The following is an 18,296-nucleotide window of genomic DNA, read 5'->3' as shown; positions in this document are numbered from 1 at the left end:
AAACAGAAGCATTTTCGAGGAAACATGATGTTTTATTCAAAAAACAAACCATTTTGAATGAATATAAAGAAACCCCACATTAGATAACATGGGGTTTGTAAACGAATTAATCGACAGTCTCAAATATCGTTTTACAGCACGAAAAAATGGAGCGAGGCGCGCTGTAAGGCTGAAAAATCCTCTTCCAGATGACAAGGCTTCGTACAATCTCCTGCGGCTATCGCACGAAGCGATGAAATACCTGGTACTAAGGTGGAAATCTCATCCTGCATTTAGAAAAATCCATAATTGTTTCACGACCAACAAGAATAGTCTGCTCGAATCAACAAAAAAAGCGCTCCGAATCGGAGCGCTTTGCTATAAATTACTCTGCTTCGACAGGAAGCAGCAGAGTGAAGGTTGTTCCTGATCCTAAATCGCTTTGTGCTTGAATATGGCCGCGATGGGCCTCTACAATGCTTTTCACAATGGCCAGTCCAAGTCCTGTTCCGCCTGATGCTACTCCGCGAGTTCGCGCTTTGTCCGCTTTGTAGAACCGTTCGAAAATATAAGGCAAGTCTTCATCCGGAATACCTTGACCCTCATCCTTGACCTGAATTTCAATATAAGGCTTCCGTTTGAATGTCATCTGCTTGGCTGACAAAATGATCTGAGCATCGCCAGGCGTATGGCGCAGTGCGTTATCAAGCAGATTGGTCAGCACCTGCTCCAGACGATCCTCATCCACCGCTTCAATTCGAAGCGGCGCTTCGGGAAATGAGCTCAGGAGACGGATTCCTCTCTCCTTGGCATAGACGAGAAACTTCCGATGAACCCGTTTGAGCAGTCCTTGCAGATCAGCCTCGATGAAGTGCATCTCCATATGTCCAGCTTCCATTCGCGCCAGATCAAGCAGATCCATCACAAGCCGGCTCATGCGAAGCGACTCATCATGAATGACCTGTACCAGCTCCTGCCGCTCCTCCGGGGAGGCAGCTATATCGTCGAGCAGCGCTTCGCTATAGCCTTGCAGCATCGATAAGGGTGTGCGAATCTCATGAGAAACATTGGCGACAAAGTCACGTCTGAGCTTCTCCAGCTTCGTTTCCTCCGATACATCCCGAATAACGGCTACAGCGCCGCGAACGGTGTCATTGGACTTGAGCGGTGCCATAACAACCGACCATACGCCGCTCTGCACATGCACCTTATCCGTCATATCCCGTCCAACCCTCAGAACGGTGCGATACAGCTCAAACAGCGGTCCTGGCACTTGACTATGCATGCTGCCCCTGCTGTTATTCTCCTGCTCCTCTGCCAACCATTCCAGCTCATTCCATCGATCTACCAGCTGCTGCCCATGCGGATTTGCAAGGATAAGCTTTCCCTCGGCATCAAAGGTAACGACAGCGTCTGCCATGCTTCGATGCACGCTGGCCAGATGATCCTTCTCATGGTTCAGATCGCGAATAAGCGTATCCAGCTCTTCAGCCATATGGTTGAACGTGTTGGCAAGATCTCCGATCTCATCATTAGAACGAATCGGGACTCTCGTCCGATATTCACCCTGTGAAATAAGATCTGCCGCTTTTTTCAATTGCAGGAGCGGCTGCGTAATCTTCGTCGACAAGAAAAAAGCAAAGAACGTGGACAGCAGGAAGCCGATGACAGCTGTATAGACAAACAGTACCTTCACATCACCAGAATTCGTAAACTCGCTATCAATATATTGCAGCAGGAACATGCCCAATATGATCAGCACAACTGCTACGAGCAGCATGATTGTCATCCACAGCTTACCGACTACACTTCTCCATACCATCGTTTATTTAGGCACCTCTAGCTTATATCCGACGCCCCAAACCGTTGTAATCATGGCAGCCGCCTCCGGAGAAACTTTGTTCAGCTTCTCGCGGAGTCTCTTCACATGAGTATCAACAGTACGCAGGTCGCCAAAAAATTCATAATTCCAAACATCCTTCAACAGCTCTTCCCGCGAGAAAACTTTATCCGGAGATATCGCCAAATAATGCAGCAGCTCGTATTCCTTCGGTGTCAGGCTGACCTCCTGCCCACCTGCCATGACGCGATGGGCATCATGCTCGATAATAAGATGCGGAAATACGATGTTGTTGTTCGTTAATGTTTCTTTGGTCAGATAGGCCGTTGCCGAGGAACGGCGAAGGATCGCTTTGACCCGATAGATCACTTCTCGCGGACTGAAGGGCTTGACGACATAATCGTCAGCGCCTACCTCGAAGCCCTGCACACGGTTCATCTCCTCACCTTTAGCGGTAAGCATAATAACCGGTGTCGCCTTCACTTGACGCAGCCTTGTACATACCTCTATGCCATCAATTCCGGGAAGCATGACATCCAGCAGAATGAGGTCGAAATCACTGCCTGTCGCCAGTCGCAGCGCCGTTTCGCCATCCTCCGCTTCCTCGATCTCATAACCTTCCTTCTCCAGATACATCTTCAGCAGCCTGCGAATTCGTTCTTCGTCATCGACGACCAGAATGCGGTGCAATTGCTCGGACATTCGGACCAGACCCCTCTCCATCCATCATTAACGCTCTACATTAAACGCCCGCATAAGAATGAAGGCCGACTAGTACAAGGTTGACGCCTATCAGAGTAAACATGACAACAACGAACCCAATTACGGCAAGCCATGCCGATTTGGCGCCATGCCAGCCGCGCGATAGACGCAAATGCAGGTAAGCTGTGTAATACAACCAGGTAATAAGCGCCCATACCTCCTTGGGATCCCAGCCCCAGAAGCGCGACCAGGCAATATAAGCCCAGATCATGGCGAATATTAATGCTCCCAATGTGAAGATAGGGTAGCCGATAGCGATAGCGCGATAGCTGATCTCATCCAGATCCTCTTGATCAATGCCATCCATAATCGGATGAATCGCTGCTCCGAGTCGTCTGCGAAGCGCCAGACGAATCAATCCATACAGGATGGAGCCCGTCAGCACCGACCAGACGATGGTGTTCAGCTTGCGCGCGGCATTAACGCCATGCATCCATGAAGGCGTTTCGAAGAGCGGCTCCTTCATGCCAAGGAATGAATCGACCTGTATATTCTCACTGTTGTACGGCTTGAAGATTGGCGGCATCGTATACTCGACTGTCTCCGTTGTCGTACTCTCAATGCCCTTGCTGTCAATCGTAACCATTTCCTGCCGGAAGGAAGCTTTATAGTCCGCTCCGCGGAATGCGAACACGGTTCCGATGAAAGCGATAATAATAACGATGACGAACAGCGTAAATTCAATCCAGCGCTGATCGCGCCGCGATTTGGCATCCGTTTTCTTGAAATCGACGGTACGCAGCAAATACATAAGTCCTGCCGCAAAACCAACTGCGAAGAAGGCTTCACCAAGCGCAGCCGTCGTTACATGAATTTTAAGCCAGTAGTGATTTAGGGCGGGAATAAGCGGCTGAACCTCCTGAGGAAAAACAGCAGCGTATGCCACGATTATTACCGTTAACGGGAGAGTAAACATCCCTAGCAGCGGACTACGGTATATGGCATTGACGATAATAAATGCGAACATAATCGCCATGGCCAGGAAAGTCATAAACTCATACATATTGCTGGTCGGAATATGCCCTCCGCCAATCCAGCGCGTAATGAAGAACGCTAGATGGGAGATAAAGCCGAGCAAGGACACGATAAAGGCAATACGGCCCCAGCGCCGCAGATGATCCTCCGGCTTTCGCTTGCTCCATTTGCGGCCTGCTACGGCAACAGCATAGAACAGAAAACCAAAGCAGTAAAGAAAGAAGGCGACCAGAAAAGCATCGCTGCTGAAATCAAGCCAACTCACGATTTGTTCCCTCCGTTATCAAGCGACTTCGGCTCTACGACGATACCGATACCACGCAAGGCGGAAGCGACGTCGGCACGCATGCCGTAATTGTTCTTGTTCGTATGTGCGCCTAGCAATAGACGGCCTTCGTCAATGCGAATCCAGATGCGTCGATGCTGCCAGTAAGTTCCGATCAGAACACCGAACATAAAGATTCCGGCCCCGACCCAAATATATGGCATCGCATTATCGGTGCGAATGTTCAGTGAGGAGACAACACCCATGAAGGTCACGCCCTCCATCGAGGGAACCTTGATCTCGAACCGCTGTCCAACCTCGCCATTGATAAGATCCTGACTGAAGCGCTCCTTGTCATTCTGTTTCGGGAAATACATATACGGCACGCCCTCTGGCTGCAAATCCCCGCCCTTCAGCAGGAATATAAACGCCGGAGCGTTCGGCTCGCGTGACTTTGTCGTCGGATTTCCCTCCGCATCCAAAGTGAAATCCATATACTTCTGTCTCAGCTCCAGCGTATACTCGCCGAGCGTGTAGACGAGCTTCGGATTGCGCATGTCCAGTTCAAACGGGCCGTAAGTCTTGCCCGTCTCTTTATCAACGAGGACAGGCTCGACTGTCTTCAGTCTTGGTGTATCGTCAAAACCAAATTGATACGCTTTGAGCCCCTTATAGGATAGAGGATGGTTCACAATAATGTTGTGACGCGTGACCTCCTCCAGCTCAGCTCTGGGATAGGGCTCATCGCAGTTTGCTGTACACGTATACAGAACGGCCCGAGTTTCATAAAGCTTGGCACGCGGTATCCCTTTAAGCTCAGGAGGAAGCTCCTCATCCTTGTAGTAATCCACCGTAAATTTCTCATTCTTAATATAATAAGAAGTGTCCGGAACTTGTACAATCTCCCCTTCGGGAATGGAAACATAATTGTCCATCGACCAGCCTGGTATCGTGCGAAGCAGCACGGCCAGCAGGAATATTATTAAACCGATATGGTTAATATACGGTCCCCAGCGGCTGAAGCGGTTCTTCTCTGCCAGCATAGCCGAGCCATCGATTGTCACACGATAGCGTTTGCGCTTTAGCTGATCTGCAAACTGTGCGATCCATGCTGCTTCATCGCCCTTGATATCATCGGCATAAACCGTTTTTTGCCTGGAAAGAAACTCGATGTGCTTGCGGGTTTGCTGCCGGCTCAGAGCGCGGTACAAGGGCAATACCCGATCAAGACTGCATATAACGAGCGACGTTCCGATCATAACGAGCAGTCCGATAAACCACCATGATTCATACGTATTGGACAGTCCGAGCTCATAGTAGACCTTGCCGATCCAGCCGTACTTCTCCTCGTAATAAGTAGTAGGATCGAACGATACAAATGCATTTTCCTGTGTAAAAATAGTTCCGATAATAGCTGCAAGCAGCGTGATGACAATCAGTCGAACTGCAATTTTGACGGAAGAGAAAAAATTCCATATCCGGTCGATTACACTTGGGTTGCTCTTCTGCGAACGGCGGGCAATACCGTCATAACGCATCTCAAGCGGTGTATCCTTACCAGCTTCCTCTTCCTCCTCAATCGGTTTGCCGCAGTTCTCGCACAGCACAGTACCGATCGGGTTCTGATGGCCGCATTCGCATTTCGTATTCTCAAAAGACAGCAAAGTAGAATAGACCTCCCTTGACTAGGACTTCAGCAGCTCTGTGACACGCTCATCGATGTCCTTTTCCGTCATAGGCCCGACATAGATGTCCATAATCGTTCCGTCAGGTCTGACAAAAAACGTTGTCGGATACGATCTTAAACCGTATTTTCGCTCCACGCTGCGATTCGTATCATACACAATCGGGTAGCTCACATTGTACTGCTTGACAAACTGTTTAACTGTAAATTCATCTTCACCTAAATTAATGCCTACGATTTCAAAGGGCTTGTCCTTATGCTTCTCATACTGGCTCTGAAGATCAGGTGTTTCGTATACACAACCCGGACAGAAAGTTCCCCAGAAGTTGATTATAAGCGCTTTTCCTTTATAATCTGCAAGCCGGTGCGTACTGCCATCAAGCCCCACGAGGGCAAAATCCGGCGGCGGCGAGCCTTTCTGCGGCAGCCCATCGTTAGATGAGAACAACGCATTGCCGATCGCATACCCGCCAAGAAGCACAACACCGATCAAGATAATAATTTGAATCGTTCTGCGGTTCTTCTTCACTGCCTTAACGTCACCGCCCCTTTATGCTGCTGCACGAGTGAATAGTATCATTATAACGAAAATCGGGCGGCATTAAAGCTTGCCGCCACGTGTTATTTTTGAATTTTATGTGTCTTGAGCGCTTTATCTGTCAGCTCTTTGACTTCTTTGGGCGTCAAATGGCGAAACTTGCCGCGCTGCAGATTCTCCAGATGCAGCTCGCCGAACCGTACACGCTTCAGACGGATGACGGGATGGGAGATCGCTTCGAACATTCTCCGCACCTGACGGTTGCGTCCCTCGTAAATCGTAATCGTAATGGTCGCCTGCTTCTTCTCAGGATCGACATCCTGATATTCCACTTCCGCAGGAGCTGTCATGCCGTCCTTCAGCTTGATTCCTCTCTGCAGCTTCTCAAGCTCCGAGCCATGCGGCACGCCTTTTACGGTTGCGAGATACGTCTTCGGCACATGATGACTGGGATGAGTCAGCAGATTGGCAAACTCCCCGTCATTCGTCAACAGAAGCAGCCCTTCCGTATCGTAATCCAGTCGGCCGACGGGATACAGCCGTTCCTTAATGCCATGCAGGAAATCCGATACAATCTTGCGTCCTTGAGGATCGCTGGCGCTTGTAATGACGCCTTTCGGTTTATTCAGCATCACATAAAGCTTGTTCTCGCTCTTGATTGGCCTGCCCTTGACGGTTATGACGTCAACAGCAGGGTCCGCCTTCGCCCCTAGAGTCGATACGGTTTCGCCATTGACCTCCACTTGCCCGGACGTAATAAGTTCCTCGCATTTGCGGCGTGATGCCACTCCCGCTTGCGCTAATATTTTCTGTAAACGTTCCAATGCTTTCACCTCACCCCTCATCATACCCTAAAAGCAGCAGTGAAGGGAAGTTCGACATAAAGAAGCCTGCTGCTGCGTGGTCCGGATCAGACCTCCCGCTTCAACAGGCTTGCTCAGCCAAATACGAATAAACAAATTATAATAGCCGCTATAAAGCCTACAAGATCCGAGAACAATCCAACCTTCAGCGCATACCGGCTTCGCCTGATGCCTACAGCGCCGAAATAAACCGTCAACACATAAAGCGTCGTATCTGTGCTGCCCTGTATGGTGGAAGCGATTCTGCCTATCATGGAATCCGGGCCAAAGGTCTTGATCAACTCCGTCGTAAAGGCGAGCGAGCCCGCGCCAGTGAGCGGCCTGAGCATGCCCAGCGGCAGCACTTCGCTCGGAATGCTGAATTGATCGAAGAGCGGCTTTATAAGCGAGGCCAGCATGTCCATCGCGCCGGATGCCCGAAACATGCTGATCGCCACCATCATGCCTACGAGATGCGGAATGATATTAATCGCCGTTCCGAAGCCTTCCTGAGCCCCGCTAAGAAACGTCTCGTATACAGGGACTTTGCGGAAAGCCGCATACAAGGGAATAAAAACGATCATTAAAGGTATGATCCATGCGGATAAGGCCGTTATCCATTCATACAACGACCTCACCCTTTCCGCCAACGCTTCCTATAGTGCTTCTGTCATTCGCGATTGCCGCATATTCCTCTGCATTTCCGCTTTGTCGCTTGGAACCGGGGCCGCTGCTTCCACGGTCCTTCCATTGCGGAGGCTTGCCGGATCGATGCCTGTACCAGCGATCGGCGGCAATAGCGGCTGCGGTTGCGACTAAGGTTGCGGCCAGCGTCGTTCCCACGATCTCGGCAGGGTGAGCAGAGCTGTATGTCATGCGGATCGCAATCAGCGTTGTCGGCACGAGCGTAATGCTGGACGTATTGAGCGCAAGCAGCGTACACATGGCCGGTGTTGCCGTGTCTTTGTCCGGGTTGAGCTTCTGCAGCTCCTGCATCGCTTTAATTCCCATAGGCGTTGCCGCATTGCCCAGTCCGAGAATGTTGGCGCTCATATTGCTCATGATATACCCTATTGCGGGATGATTACGGGGCACATCGGGAAACAGGAACCTTACAATAGGCTGAAGCAGCACAGCGATTTTGCGGAGAAGTCCGGCATCCTCCCCGATGCGCATCAGTCCGAGCCAGAATACCATGACGCTAATAAGCCCGAAGCTTACTGTAACGCCGCTCTTTGCGCCCTCGAACGCCGCCTCTGTCAATGCCTCCATTCTGCCCGTTGCCGCTGCAGCGACAAAGCTAAGGACAATGAAAAACAACCAAATCCAATTCACCATCCCGCCGCCTCCTCTCCTCCAAACAACGTATGAAGCACGGCTCTCATCGCGCTTTTGAAGGAAAGCAACCATGGCTTGTTCAGAAATCTATCCGTCGTCCCTGATGACCAGGCTTCCCGCTCAGGCAGCGATATCCGCGCCCCTTTCGGCTCAAAGACTGGCGCAGAGCCGATCTCCGTATCGTCGATGTACCAATTCACCTTACCGCGTTCACCTAGTGCATACGCTGTGGATCCCGTCGGGATCAGCACCATCTTAGAACGGAGCTTCTCTTTCTCTCCCTTTGCGAAGGGATACAGGAAGGTTCGCCCGATAGCCAGCTGATACCCGTTCACTGGCTGCCCCTTATGCGCCACCTCTTCCAAAGGATAATGGTTGAAGCCCCAGTTGAGCAGCTTCTGGTGGTCGACCCAATCATCGCCATCATTAAGCGTCACAACAGCCAGCTGTTGATTGCCGCGGGTTGCCGAGCTGACAAGACAGCGGAATGCCTGCTTCGTGAAGCCGGTCTTCACACCGTCTGCACCTTCGAACATGGTAAGCATTTTGTTTTTATTTTTCCACTTATAATCCCATTCCTCGTTCGGATTCGGCGCTGTTTTCACCTTTGTTTTGACGATTTCTTTGAAAATAGGATTCCGCAGCGCATACGCTGTCAGCTTAGCCAGATCATTCGCCGACGAATAATGACCCTTCGCATCAAGACCGTGCGGATTCTGAAATTGCGAGTTCGCGAGTCCCAGCATGCGCGCCTTCTCGTTCATGAGATGGACAAAGCCTTCCTCTGATCCGCCAACATGCTCGGCGATCGCAGTCGCCGCATCATTGCCGGATCGCAGCATAAGTCCGTACAGCATATTGTGCAGGCTCATCTCCTCATTAAGCTTCAAATAAATGGAGGAGCCTTCTTTACCGGCGGCACGCTTGCTTGTCTTCACCTTATCGGACAGCTTGCCATGCTCGATTGCAACGATAGCCGTCATAATTTTGGTCAGACTGGCTATCTTCATCGGTTTGTCGCCTTCCGTGCTATACAGCAGCCTGCCGGATTCCACATCGATAAGAGCGGCGGCTTTGGCATGTGTTGTGACAGGCTCAGGCTCAGCATGAACGGCAATCGGGGAAAAAAGTCCAATTGATGCGCACCACATCAACGCGAGCACCCCCATGAGACAAATGGATTTACGGACGAGCCTCATACATTTCCTCCTCCAAGTTTTCTGCGCTGCTTCTTGCATAGCTTCTGCATAAGCAGAAAACTGCTTCGAAAGCATACGCTTCGTTTTCTTCGTTGCGTTGAATTGGCAACGGTCTTGTCCGTCTGGCTGGCAGGTCTTGTACAAGTATATGAACAGAGGGCGGCTCATATGTCCGCATATGTTGTCCCAAGCTGGCTGACAGCATAAAAAAAGGCTGCCTTCATCGCCGCAAGAACGGGAGAAGACTGCCTTTTTTGAGAATATCTTAAACGGGGTTGGACGCGGGCGTATCGATAACGATTGAAACATCGTTGCCGGCTTGTGTTTGACCGCTGCTTTTGAACATGCTTTGAATCTTGTCAAACACTTGCGGTGCGGAATCGATAACCTTCTCCATCAGATGCGTTTGTCCATCGAGAGGCACAATTTTAACACCTTGCGTGCCAACGACTAGAAACGCGATTGGCGTAATGGACACACCCCCGCCGCTGCCGCCGCCGAAGGGCAGCGCTACCGAGGCATTATGGGCATCGCCGGATTTCGTTGATGCGCTGTCGGCCTGGCTATTGTCAAACCGGATATCGCTGCCGCCTGCGACAAAGCCGAATCCAACCTTGGAGATCGGCATAATAACGCTGCCGTCCGGGGTCTGCACCGGGTCGCCAACGATTGTGTTCACATCGACCATTTCCTTAATATTTTCCATCGCTGTCTGCATCAGGCCTTGAATCGGATGATTATTCACTTGGACTCCTCCTATGTGTGTTGAAAGCTCATTGATTCTGTCCATTAAGAGTATGTCCGAAGGCATTAATCCGTATCCGTCTTTAATTTCAATAATAAATTATTGATTATCTCGTTCAGCTTGCCCCTTCTTCATGAATACCACCTGAAAAGCTAGAATTGTTTGCAACTATGCGGCTGAACATCTCAACATTCCCTTGAACATTGGTATTGCTGAGGCTGTGCCACCAACGATGCTCAAGCTTTTAGCAATATTTTTTGCCAGCCGAGTATGCCCTTTTCTGTGCCGTTAACCTTCTTCAATCGGCGCATCAGCTGTATTCCGGCATAAATGGCATAACCGAATCTGATTTTTGCTGTGAATTGTCCGTCTGTCGTAAATTGGGTTTCACTAAAATTCGGATTCACCGACACCGCGGGCTGTCCCTGCAGTCGCACCAGTTGGGAGAGAACGCCGATTGCAGTCGTTTTGACCGACCACACCATTCCCGTCAGCATCGCAGTCCATACCGCATCGCCAGTCCCTACTGCTGTCCTCCACTGCCACTCCACCAGCCTGACATGCCCTAATAATGTCCTTACCCAGCCAAGCAAATCATCCGTATGCTTCAAAAGGAGCTGCGCTTTCTCCAATGATTCCATCATTTTCTCCGCATTCAGATTCATAATCGACATGTCGTTTTGTTTGCCGCCTATATTCTCAGCCGAAGACTCCCGCTTCAGCTCCATCTCGAAGCCCTTGATCCGTATGACGGGAAGCTGCCAATGATAATTGATCAAACCAAGCAGCCCCTTGATTCGCAGCTCCGCGTTATCATTGTCACCGACACGCCTGGCACTTCCATGAATAACCACCGTCGACATCGCCACTGAAAAAATGAGCAAAAAAAAGAGAATTGCCGCAATCATCCATCCGAGCGGGTAACCCAACATGGGCGCTTATCCCCCGTTTCCCTATTATTGGTTCGGACTTAGTATGACCCTATGGGCAAATCTCATGCATTGCCTTATTCATTTTCATTTAAGAAGCTATCTATCCTAATCAACTCATCAATTTCCATATCATCATTCACTGTATCATTCCCGCTGCCATCATTCACTGTATCATTCCCGCTGTCATTCCCTAGCTCTTTAGACTGCATATCATCAGCCGGCATTTCCTCCAGCGTCATCTGACGGCCCTCCAGCTTCTCGAACAAGAGCTGTGTCTGCTCGTCCAGTGTGTCGTCATCCACGATCGCCGGTTCAGGGAGCGCATCCAATCCAGCTAATCCGAAATAGTCGAGGAACGACTTCGTCGTTCCATACAGAATCGGCCTTCCGATCGCCTCAGCGCGACCGACCTCTTCAATTAAATCCTTCGTCACAAGCGAATAGATTGGACGATCGCTCTTAACTCCACGAATCTCCTCAATTTCAACACGGGTTATTGGCTGCCGGTAAGCGACAATCGACAACGTCTCCAGCGCAGCCTGGGACAGGCTGGAGCGGGTTGGCGTATAAGCCATCCGTTCAAAATAAGCCGCATGGTTCGGATTGGTCGTCAAGCGAAAGCAGCCGGCAACGAGCGAGATTTGAATCCCGCGGCCTTTACGCTTATATTCCTTCTTCAAATCATTCGTAATGTCCACTGCAACTGCAGCATCAAGCTCCAATATATCGGATAATTGCTTTGCGCTCAAACCTTCGTCTCCCGCCATGAAAAGCAGGCCTTCAATAATCGACTTCAACTTCGAGTAATCCATCTGCAGGCGCTTCTCCTTTCCTATGAATGACGATATCGTCAAATAATTGATGCTGATAACAACGAATATGCTTCATCTTCATCAGCTCAAGCAGCGCAAGAAAGGTTACAACGATTTCATGCCTGCTCATATCGTCACGAATCAGCTTCGAGAAACGAACCGTTTCATAGTCCCGGAGAATAACGATAATATCGTTGATCCGATCTTTAACCGATATTTCATCCCTATGAATCGTGGTGACAATGTTGCGGCGCGTCGCTCTGCGCAGCGCCTTCTGGAATGCCTTGATCAGGTCATCCACATGCAGCCCCTTCACAGGATTGACCGGAATAGCCTTCATATAAGGCGATAGATCCTCCGGTTCCTTCGTAAAAACAAGACTGCGTTCAAATTCCTGTTCCCGAAGCTGTTCCGCGATCCCCTTGTACTTCCGATATTCAATCAGCTTGGCAATCAGCTCGTCGCGCGGATCAAGTCCGTCATCCTCCCACATCTCGTAATCGTCTTCGATTACCGGAGGCTTCGGCAGAAGCTGCTTGCTCTTGATGGATAGAAGCGTTGCTGCCATGACGAGAAATTCGCTCGTAACTTCAAGCTCCAACTCCTGCATCGCATTCAAATATTCCATGTACTGATCCGTAACTTCACTTATGGATATTTCATGAATGTCGATTTCCGCTTTGTCGATCAAATGCAGAAGCAGATCGAGCGGGCCTTCGAACGATTCCAGTTTGTATGTCACCGCCATAGTGCCGGCCTCCTAAACTCCTAAACGTCATGCAGACAACCGGTCCTCCCCTGCTCGGGAGTGTCCGGTTGTCTGTCAGCACTTATCACATACGTTCCTTAAATGGTTGCTTAGCCTTGAATAACTTTAGTCAAATTCGCCATTTCGATAGCTGTTACTGCTGCTTCCCAGCCTTTGTTGCCTGCCTTCGTACCGGCGCGTTCCACAGCTTGTTCGATGGAATCGGTCGTCAATACGCCAAATATGACGGGAATGCCGGTTTTAAGACTAGCGGCCGCTACACCCTTAGCCGCTTCACTGCATACATAGTCAAAATGCGGTGTTGATCCCCGAATGACAGCTCCAAGCGTAATAACAGCATCATACTTGCCGCTCTCCGCCATCTTGAGCGCGATTAACGGAATTTCGAAAGCGCCCGGTACCCATGCGATCTCTACCTCGGAGTCCTCTGCGCCATGACGCTTGAACGCATCAAGCGCCCCTCCCAGCAGCTTGCTGGAAATAAATTCATTGAATCGTCCAACGACGACTCCATAACGCAAGCCTTGCGAAATCAGGTGACCTTCGTATACATGATGTGCCATATTGTTTATCATCCTTCCACTTTTTCAATAGTATCATCAAAACGGAGCATATGTCCGAGTTTGGATTGTTTGGTGTGCAGGTAATTCGAATTGTCTTCATTCTCTTCCATCTGCAGAGGAACTCGTTCTATAACCTCGATCCCATAACCTTCAAGACCGCGGATTTTCCGGGGATTATTCGTCAGAAGGCGCATCTTGCGCACGCCCAGATCCTTCAGAATCTGAGCCCCGATGCCATAATCCCGAAGATCAGGAGCAAACCCTAGTTTAATATTCGCGTCGACCGTGTCGAATCCCTGCTCCTGCAGCGCATAGGCCTTCAATTTGTTAATGAGGCCGATTCCGCGCCCCTCCTGCCGCATATACAGCAGCACGCCGCTTCCCGCCTCATCAATCTGGCGGAGAGCTGCTGCCAGCTGCGGCCCGCAATCACAGCGGTGAGAGTGGAATACATCGCCGGTCAGACACTCGGAATGGACGCGGACAAGTACGGGACGATCAGGATCAAGCTGCCCCTTCACCAGCGCAACATGCTCCTTGTTGTCCACCTCGTTCGTGTAGGCAATAGCGCGGAATATACCGAAATCTGTCGGCATCTTCACATCTACCGCGCGTTCCACCAGCTTCTCCTTCTCGTTGCGGTAATGAATTAAATTCTGAATCGTTATCAGCTTCAAGCCATGCTTTTCCTTGAATTCCAGCAGGTCTGGAAGCCTTGCCATAGAGCCGTCTTCCTTAATAATCTCGCAGATGACTGCGGCTGGCGCAGAGCCGCACATACGAGCCAGATCAATAGCCGCCTCCGTATGTCCAGCCCGACGAAGCACGCCGCCCTTCTTGGCAATCAGCGGAAAAATATGTCCTGGTCTGCGGAAATCCCTCGCTTTGGTGTTCGGATTGATTAGCGCTTTGACCGTCTCCGAGCGTTCATGGGCGGAGATCCCCGTCGAGGTCGAGATATAGTCAACAGATACTGTGAAGGCCGTACCGTGATAGTCCGTATTATGCGTCACCATTGGCGGCAGATCCAGCTCTTCCGCTCGTTCAGCGGTTATCGGCACACAAACGAGACCGCGAGCCTCCGATATCATGAAATTAATCACTTCCGGTGTTGCCTTGTCAGCCAAAGCGATCAGATCGCCTTCATTCTCCCGGTCTTCATCATCCACGACAATTATCGGCTTGCCAAGAATCAGATCGTAAATCGCCTCTTCAATGGCATCGAAGCTCTCGACATCCGTTACATTCGCATTTACTTGCTGTTGTTCGTCATGCATGGTCAGAACCACCCCTCTTGCTAGTCTGATTGCGTTACATAAAACCGTTATCTGCTAGAAAAGCTGCCGACAGACCGCCAGAACGAGCAGCTTGCCGTCCAGAGCTCCCTTTGTCAGCCGATTCTGCCCCATTGCCACGATAGTGAAGCAGATGATCGACATATTTGCCAAGAACATCACATTCAATATTGATGATGCCGCCAGTCCCTTTCACCTGCAGAGCTGTCTCGCGGAGCGTGTGGGGAATAATAGACACCGTGAACGTTCCGTTATCCGTTGAAACAACCGTAAGACTAATGCCATCCAGCGTGATTGAGCCTTGTGGAATGATGTATCGCAATAGAGCAGGGTCATGCGGCCTGATCGTGAACACAACCGCATTCGCATCCGGCGTCCGCGTGACGATAACGCCAGTGCCATCGACATGACCTTGTACGATGTGACCGCCGAAGCGTCCTCCGGCCTTCATCGCTCGTTCCAGGTTCACACGCTCGCCTGCCCGGACATCCTTGATGTTCGTATGACGGAAGGTTTGCGGCATAACATCCACCGTGAAGGCAGAGCCGCTAAATTCCACAACCGTCAAGCAAATGCCATTAATTGCAATGCTGTCTCCGATTGCCACATCCTCCAAAACACGCGATGCTTCAATTGTCAGCAGCATGGCTTCCCCCTGTTTATAGGAGCGCCTTAGTGTGCCGATCTCTTCAATAAGACCTGTGAACAACAAAAATCACCCCTTTGGCATGCTGCCAACGGGGTGATGGATATGAATACAGACGCTTGGAAGACACATTTAAACAAGCCCTCATGCTTTGTGAAAAAAGATACAAAGTGAGTGATTAGAAAAAATGGAATTCGCCAACGTCTCCTTCTCCCATCCAGACTATACTGTCGGTCCCGGAATTTCACCAGGTCCACCGCTTCGCAATGCTTCTTCGTTAGTCGAACAGAAGCTGCGAATCGGGTCACGGACTGACAAAACAGCTTTACGCTAGTCATTGGACGAGTGTTATGCGCTGCTCTGATCACCGCCGGTTGGGAATTGCACCCGACCCCGAAGGAAACTGCAAATACTTTGAGGAAATGTTACCACTTCGTCTTGAAAAATGCAACCTATTTTCTCGGAATAAATTTCGGGACGAACGAATAAGAGCAGCTCTACGGGTAGAGGCTGCTCTGTTCACGGTTCATTCCACTAGTTATAGCCCGGATAATGGCTGTTCTGATTCGTCAGCTTGGGCAGAATATTCATCGCTTCGATATGCTCTCTCGTCCTTGGCGTGCCCAGCCTGTAAATGTAAGCATACAGATCAAGCAGGTCATCGCTGTACGCCTCCTGAGCAGGATCGCGTTCAGCAGACTTGTACGGAATCGCTGCGCGAAGCGAGGTGGATTCCGTTATCTTCTCCTCATGCTCCAGCTTTCGCCGGAGAATCTCTAGCTCCTCCTTCGTTGCTTGGACAGCAAGCTGAGCCGTGCGTGAAGACTGGGATTCAATCGTGCCTGAGGATATCGATACATAGTAAGTTTGAGGCGTCATCATGCCCACTCCTTTCCTGATATACCTCTATAACGCGAACCGCTCCATTATGAAACAACGATGCACAGCAAATAACCCCTGCAGCTGTTGTCTGCTGCAGAGGCTATAGAGGAATAGCGCGGTTAGAGCTTGTTATTAAACGTCTACAACCTCGACCTTTTCCATTTTGTCGCGGCCTTGGAACGCATCGACATGCTCCATGCCCTTCGTTACTTTGCCGAATACCGTGTGCCCTCCGTCCAAATGCGGCTGCGGCTGGTAGCCGATGTAGAACTGGCTTCCGCCCGTATTGCGGCCAGCATGCGCCATAGCGAGCGATCCGCGCTCATGCTTGTTTGGATTGATCTCGCAATCGATTTCGTAGCCGGGACCCCCGTTGCCGATTCCGTTCGGACAGCCGCCCTGTGCGACGAAGCCCGGAATGACGCGGTGAAACGTCAAGCCATTGTAAAAACCGGAGTTAGCCAGCTTCTCGAAGTTTGCTACCGTGTTCGGCGCGTCCTGATCGAACAGATCAAGAACGATTTCTCCGCCATTTGCCATCGTAATTTTCGCTTGTTTTGCCATTGTTTGTTACCCTCCTACAATAATGGGATGCGTATCTTGTGTTTATGGGCTCGTTTGCTCCATATTTACCCTTTGCTCCATACAAAATAAAGCTTACACTCTCCGAGCCGCTGACGCAAGCGTCCACGTCTCAGAGAGGCAAGCTTTTGCCTGTTATCGATGGGATTTAAATGCGCAGGCCAGGCCGAAGACTGGCCTGATCCAATCCCCGATCGCTTACTTCGATGCGCTTGCCTGCTTCATCCTTGCAGGAATAACATCATTGCCGATAATATCGTCCAATGATTCGCGCTTGACCGCTATGTCAGCTTGGCCGTCTTTGACAAACACGACTGCCGGACGGCGAATCCGGTTGTAATTGCTTGCCATCGCATAGTTGTAAGCGCCTGTGCAGAACACAGCCAGCAGATCGCCGCTGTTCACTTTAGGCAGCTCCAAATCCCAGATCAGCATGTCGCCGCTCTCACAGCATTTGCCGGCAATAGATACGGTCTCTTCAAGCGCTTCATTCGCACGGTTTGCCAGAATAGCTTCATACTTGGACTCATACAGCGCCGGACGCGGGTTGTCTGTCATACCGCCGTCAACGGCCACATATTTGCGTACGCCGGGAATATCCTTGCTTGTCCCAACTGTATACAGCGTTGTACCTGCATCGCCCACCATGCTCCGGCCCGGCTCAACCCAAATCTCAGGCAGTGTATAGCCGGCATTGGAAAAGTTGGTTTTGATGGAATCCGTAATAGCCTTCACATATTGGGATACTGGCAGCGGCGTATCGCCTTCTGTGTAGCGGATGCCGAAGCCGCCGCCAAGGTTGATAACGCTGAACATGATGTTAAGCTCATCACGTACTTTAACCGCGAATCCAGCCACTTTGTCTACTGCCATCTGGAAGCCTTCCACTTCGAAAATTTGCGAGCCGATATGGGAATGCACGCCCAGCAGCTCCAGATGAGGAAGAGAGCCAGCCTCCTTAACCGCTGAATAAGCGGAGCCGTTGCCAAGGTCGAAGCCGAACTTGGAATCGGTTTGGCCTGTCGAAATATATTCATGCGTATGCGCTTCAACGCCAGGCGTAATCCGCAGCAAAACTTTGACCCGCTTGCTCTTCTGACCGGCAAGCGCATTCAACAGCTGCAGCTCGTTGAAGTTGTCTACGACGAAGCAGCCAATGTTCGCATCAAGCGCCATATTGATCTCGTCCGGGGTCTTATTGTTGCCGTGAAAATGAATGCGATGCGCCGGGAAGCCAGCCTTCATCGCGGTGTACAGCTCGCCGTCTGACACGACGTCAAGCGAAAGATCCTCTTGCTCTGCTATAGCGCACATCGCCATAACACTGAACGCCTTGCTTGCATATGCGACTTGAAACTTCAAGCCCGATGCGCGGAATGACTCCACATATTCGCGAGCGCGCTGGCGTACAAGCGCTTCATCAACAATATAAAGCGGCGTACCGAACTGTTCCGCTAATTCTGCGACGTCGCAGCCGCCGATTTCCAAATGACCTTGTGCATTAATTTTGCTAGTGCCGTGAAAATACATAGGTTCCCCTCCGCTGTCTCCATAAATTACCATTGATGAACTTGTATCAACTACCAATAGTATAACGCATTCATCCCGTTGCCGAAATGGATAATTTCGCAATTCCTTTGTATTTTTT

General features: G+C 50.5%; 19 protein-coding genes and 1 riboswitch. All 19 genes read right to left on the bottom strand.

Annotated elements, in window-relative coordinates; genetic code table 11:
* Window positions 1-364: 364 nt before the first annotated feature.
* The 19 genes from L6H65_RS15965 to lysA all read right to left on the bottom strand — a co-directional run bounded on the left by L6H65_RS15965 (window position 365) and on the right by lysA (window position 18,178).
* Window positions 365-1,801 (bottom strand): HAMP domain-containing sensor histidine kinase, encoded by a 1,437-nt coding sequence (locus L6H65_RS15965; RefSeq protein WP_236343588.1) that lies wholly within the window; start codon window positions 1,799-1,801, stop codon window positions 365-367.
* 3 nt (window positions 1,802-1,804) lie between these two features.
* The gene (locus L6H65_RS15960) at window positions 1,805-2,521 is read right to left on the bottom strand and encodes a response regulator transcription factor (protein ID WP_236343587.1); all 717 of its coding nucleotides are present in this window, start codon (window positions 2,519-2,521) and stop codon (window positions 1,805-1,807) included.
* A 40-nt stretch (window positions 2,522-2,561) separates the two neighbouring features.
* The gene (gene ccsA, locus L6H65_RS15955; RefSeq protein WP_236343586.1) at window positions 2,562-3,821 is read right to left on the bottom strand and encodes a cytochrome c biogenesis protein CcsA; all 1,260 of its coding nucleotides are present in this window, start codon (window positions 3,819-3,821) and stop codon (window positions 2,562-2,564) included.
* Entirely contained in the window at window positions 3,818-5,485 is a 1,668-nt protein-coding gene (gene resB, locus L6H65_RS15950; protein WP_236343585.1) for a cytochrome c biogenesis protein ResB, read from the bottom strand. Before resB ends, ccsA begins: the two co-directional genes overlap by 4 nt.
* A gap of 21 nt (window positions 5,486-5,506) precedes the next feature.
* Window positions 5,507-6,034 carry a redoxin family protein gene (locus tag L6H65_RS15945; protein ID WP_236343584.1) on the bottom strand — a complete coding sequence of 176 codons (528 nt, stop codon included), beginning with the start codon at window positions 6,032-6,034 and terminating at the stop codon, window positions 5,507-5,509.
* A 92-nt stretch (window positions 6,035-6,126) separates the two neighbouring features.
* On the bottom strand, window positions 6,127-6,867 hold the full coding sequence (locus L6H65_RS15940; protein ID WP_236343583.1) for a pseudouridine synthase: 741 nt from the start codon (window positions 6,865-6,867) through the stop codon (window positions 6,127-6,129).
* A gap of 113 nt (window positions 6,868-6,980) precedes the next feature.
* Entirely contained in the window at window positions 6,981-7,514 is a 534-nt protein-coding gene (locus tag L6H65_RS15935; RefSeq protein WP_290370436.1) for a spore maturation protein, read from the bottom strand.
* Window positions 7,507-8,223 carry a nucleoside recognition domain-containing protein gene (locus tag L6H65_RS15930; protein ID WP_236343582.1) on the bottom strand — a complete coding sequence of 239 codons (717 nt, stop codon included), beginning with the start codon at window positions 8,221-8,223 and terminating at the stop codon, window positions 7,507-7,509. Before L6H65_RS15930 ends, L6H65_RS15935 begins: the two co-directional genes overlap by 8 nt.
* Window positions 8,217-9,422 carry a D-alanyl-D-alanine carboxypeptidase family protein gene (locus L6H65_RS15925; protein ID WP_371877704.1) on the bottom strand — a complete coding sequence of 402 codons (1,206 nt, stop codon included), beginning with the start codon at window positions 9,420-9,422 and terminating at the stop codon, window positions 8,217-8,219. Before L6H65_RS15925 ends, L6H65_RS15930 begins: the two co-directional genes overlap by 7 nt.
* 265 nt (window positions 9,423-9,687) lie before the next feature.
* Entirely contained in the window at window positions 9,688-10,167 is a 480-nt protein-coding gene (gene ytfJ / locus L6H65_RS15920) for a GerW family sporulation protein (RefSeq protein WP_236343581.1), read from the bottom strand.
* Window positions 10,168-10,403: 236 nt separating this feature from the next.
* Entirely contained in the window at window positions 10,404-11,099 is a 696-nt protein-coding gene (locus tag L6H65_RS15915; protein ID WP_236343580.1) for a DUF2953 domain-containing protein, read from the bottom strand.
* A 74-nt stretch (window positions 11,100-11,173) separates the two neighbouring features.
* The gene (scpB, locus tag L6H65_RS15910; RefSeq protein ID WP_371877703.1) at window positions 11,174-11,911 is read right to left on the bottom strand and encodes an SMC-Scp complex subunit ScpB; all 738 of its coding nucleotides are present in this window, start codon (window positions 11,909-11,911) and stop codon (window positions 11,174-11,176) included.
* On the bottom strand, window positions 11,880-12,659 hold the full coding sequence (locus L6H65_RS15905) for a segregation and condensation protein A (RefSeq protein WP_236343579.1): 780 nt from the start codon (window positions 12,657-12,659) through the stop codon (window positions 11,880-11,882). Before L6H65_RS15905 ends, scpB begins: the two co-directional genes overlap by 32 nt.
* Before the next feature lie 110 nt (window positions 12,660-12,769).
* Complete coding sequence (gene ribH, locus L6H65_RS15900) at window positions 12,770-13,243, bottom strand: 6,7-dimethyl-8-ribityllumazine synthase (RefSeq protein WP_236343578.1); 474 nt, start codon at window positions 13,241-13,243, stop codon at window positions 12,770-12,772.
* An 8-nt stretch (window positions 13,244-13,251) separates the two neighbouring features.
* A complete protein-coding gene (locus tag L6H65_RS15895; RefSeq protein ID WP_236343577.1) occupies window positions 13,252-14,520 on the bottom strand; it encodes a bifunctional 3,4-dihydroxy-2-butanone-4-phosphate synthase/GTP cyclohydrolase II in 1,269 nt (422 codons plus the stop codon).
* A gap of 34 nt (window positions 14,521-14,554) precedes the next feature.
* Entirely contained in the window at window positions 14,555-15,247 is a 693-nt protein-coding gene (gene ribE / locus L6H65_RS15890) for a riboflavin synthase (protein ID WP_236343576.1), read from the bottom strand.
* Between the two features lie 138 nt (window positions 15,248-15,385).
* A riboswitch (FMN riboswitch) is annotated at window positions 15,386-15,589 on the bottom strand.
* A gap of 129 nt (window positions 15,590-15,718) precedes the next feature.
* Window positions 15,719-16,066: a hypothetical protein gene (locus tag L6H65_RS15885; RefSeq protein WP_236343575.1), complete on the bottom strand. Its 348-nt coding sequence runs from the start codon at window positions 16,064-16,066 to the stop codon at window positions 15,719-15,721.
* Window positions 16,067-16,198: 132 nt separating this feature from the next.
* A complete protein-coding gene (locus L6H65_RS15880; RefSeq protein WP_236343574.1) occupies window positions 16,199-16,630 on the bottom strand; it encodes a peptidylprolyl isomerase in 432 nt (143 codons plus the stop codon).
* A gap of 216 nt (window positions 16,631-16,846) precedes the next feature.
* The gene (gene lysA / locus L6H65_RS15875) at window positions 16,847-18,178 is read right to left on the bottom strand and encodes a diaminopimelate decarboxylase (protein ID WP_236343573.1); all 1,332 of its coding nucleotides are present in this window, start codon (window positions 18,176-18,178) and stop codon (window positions 16,847-16,849) included.
* Between the last annotated feature and the right edge of the window lie 118 nt (window positions 18,179-18,296).

Source organism: Paenibacillus plantiphilus, from assembly GCF_927798095.1.
GTDB lineage: Bacteria > Bacillota > Bacilli > Paenibacillales > Paenibacillaceae > Paenibacillus_Z > Paenibacillus_Z plantiphilus.
The sequence above is the reverse complement of the archived record's forward strand: the minus strand, read 5'-3'. Positions and strand labels throughout refer to the sequence as shown.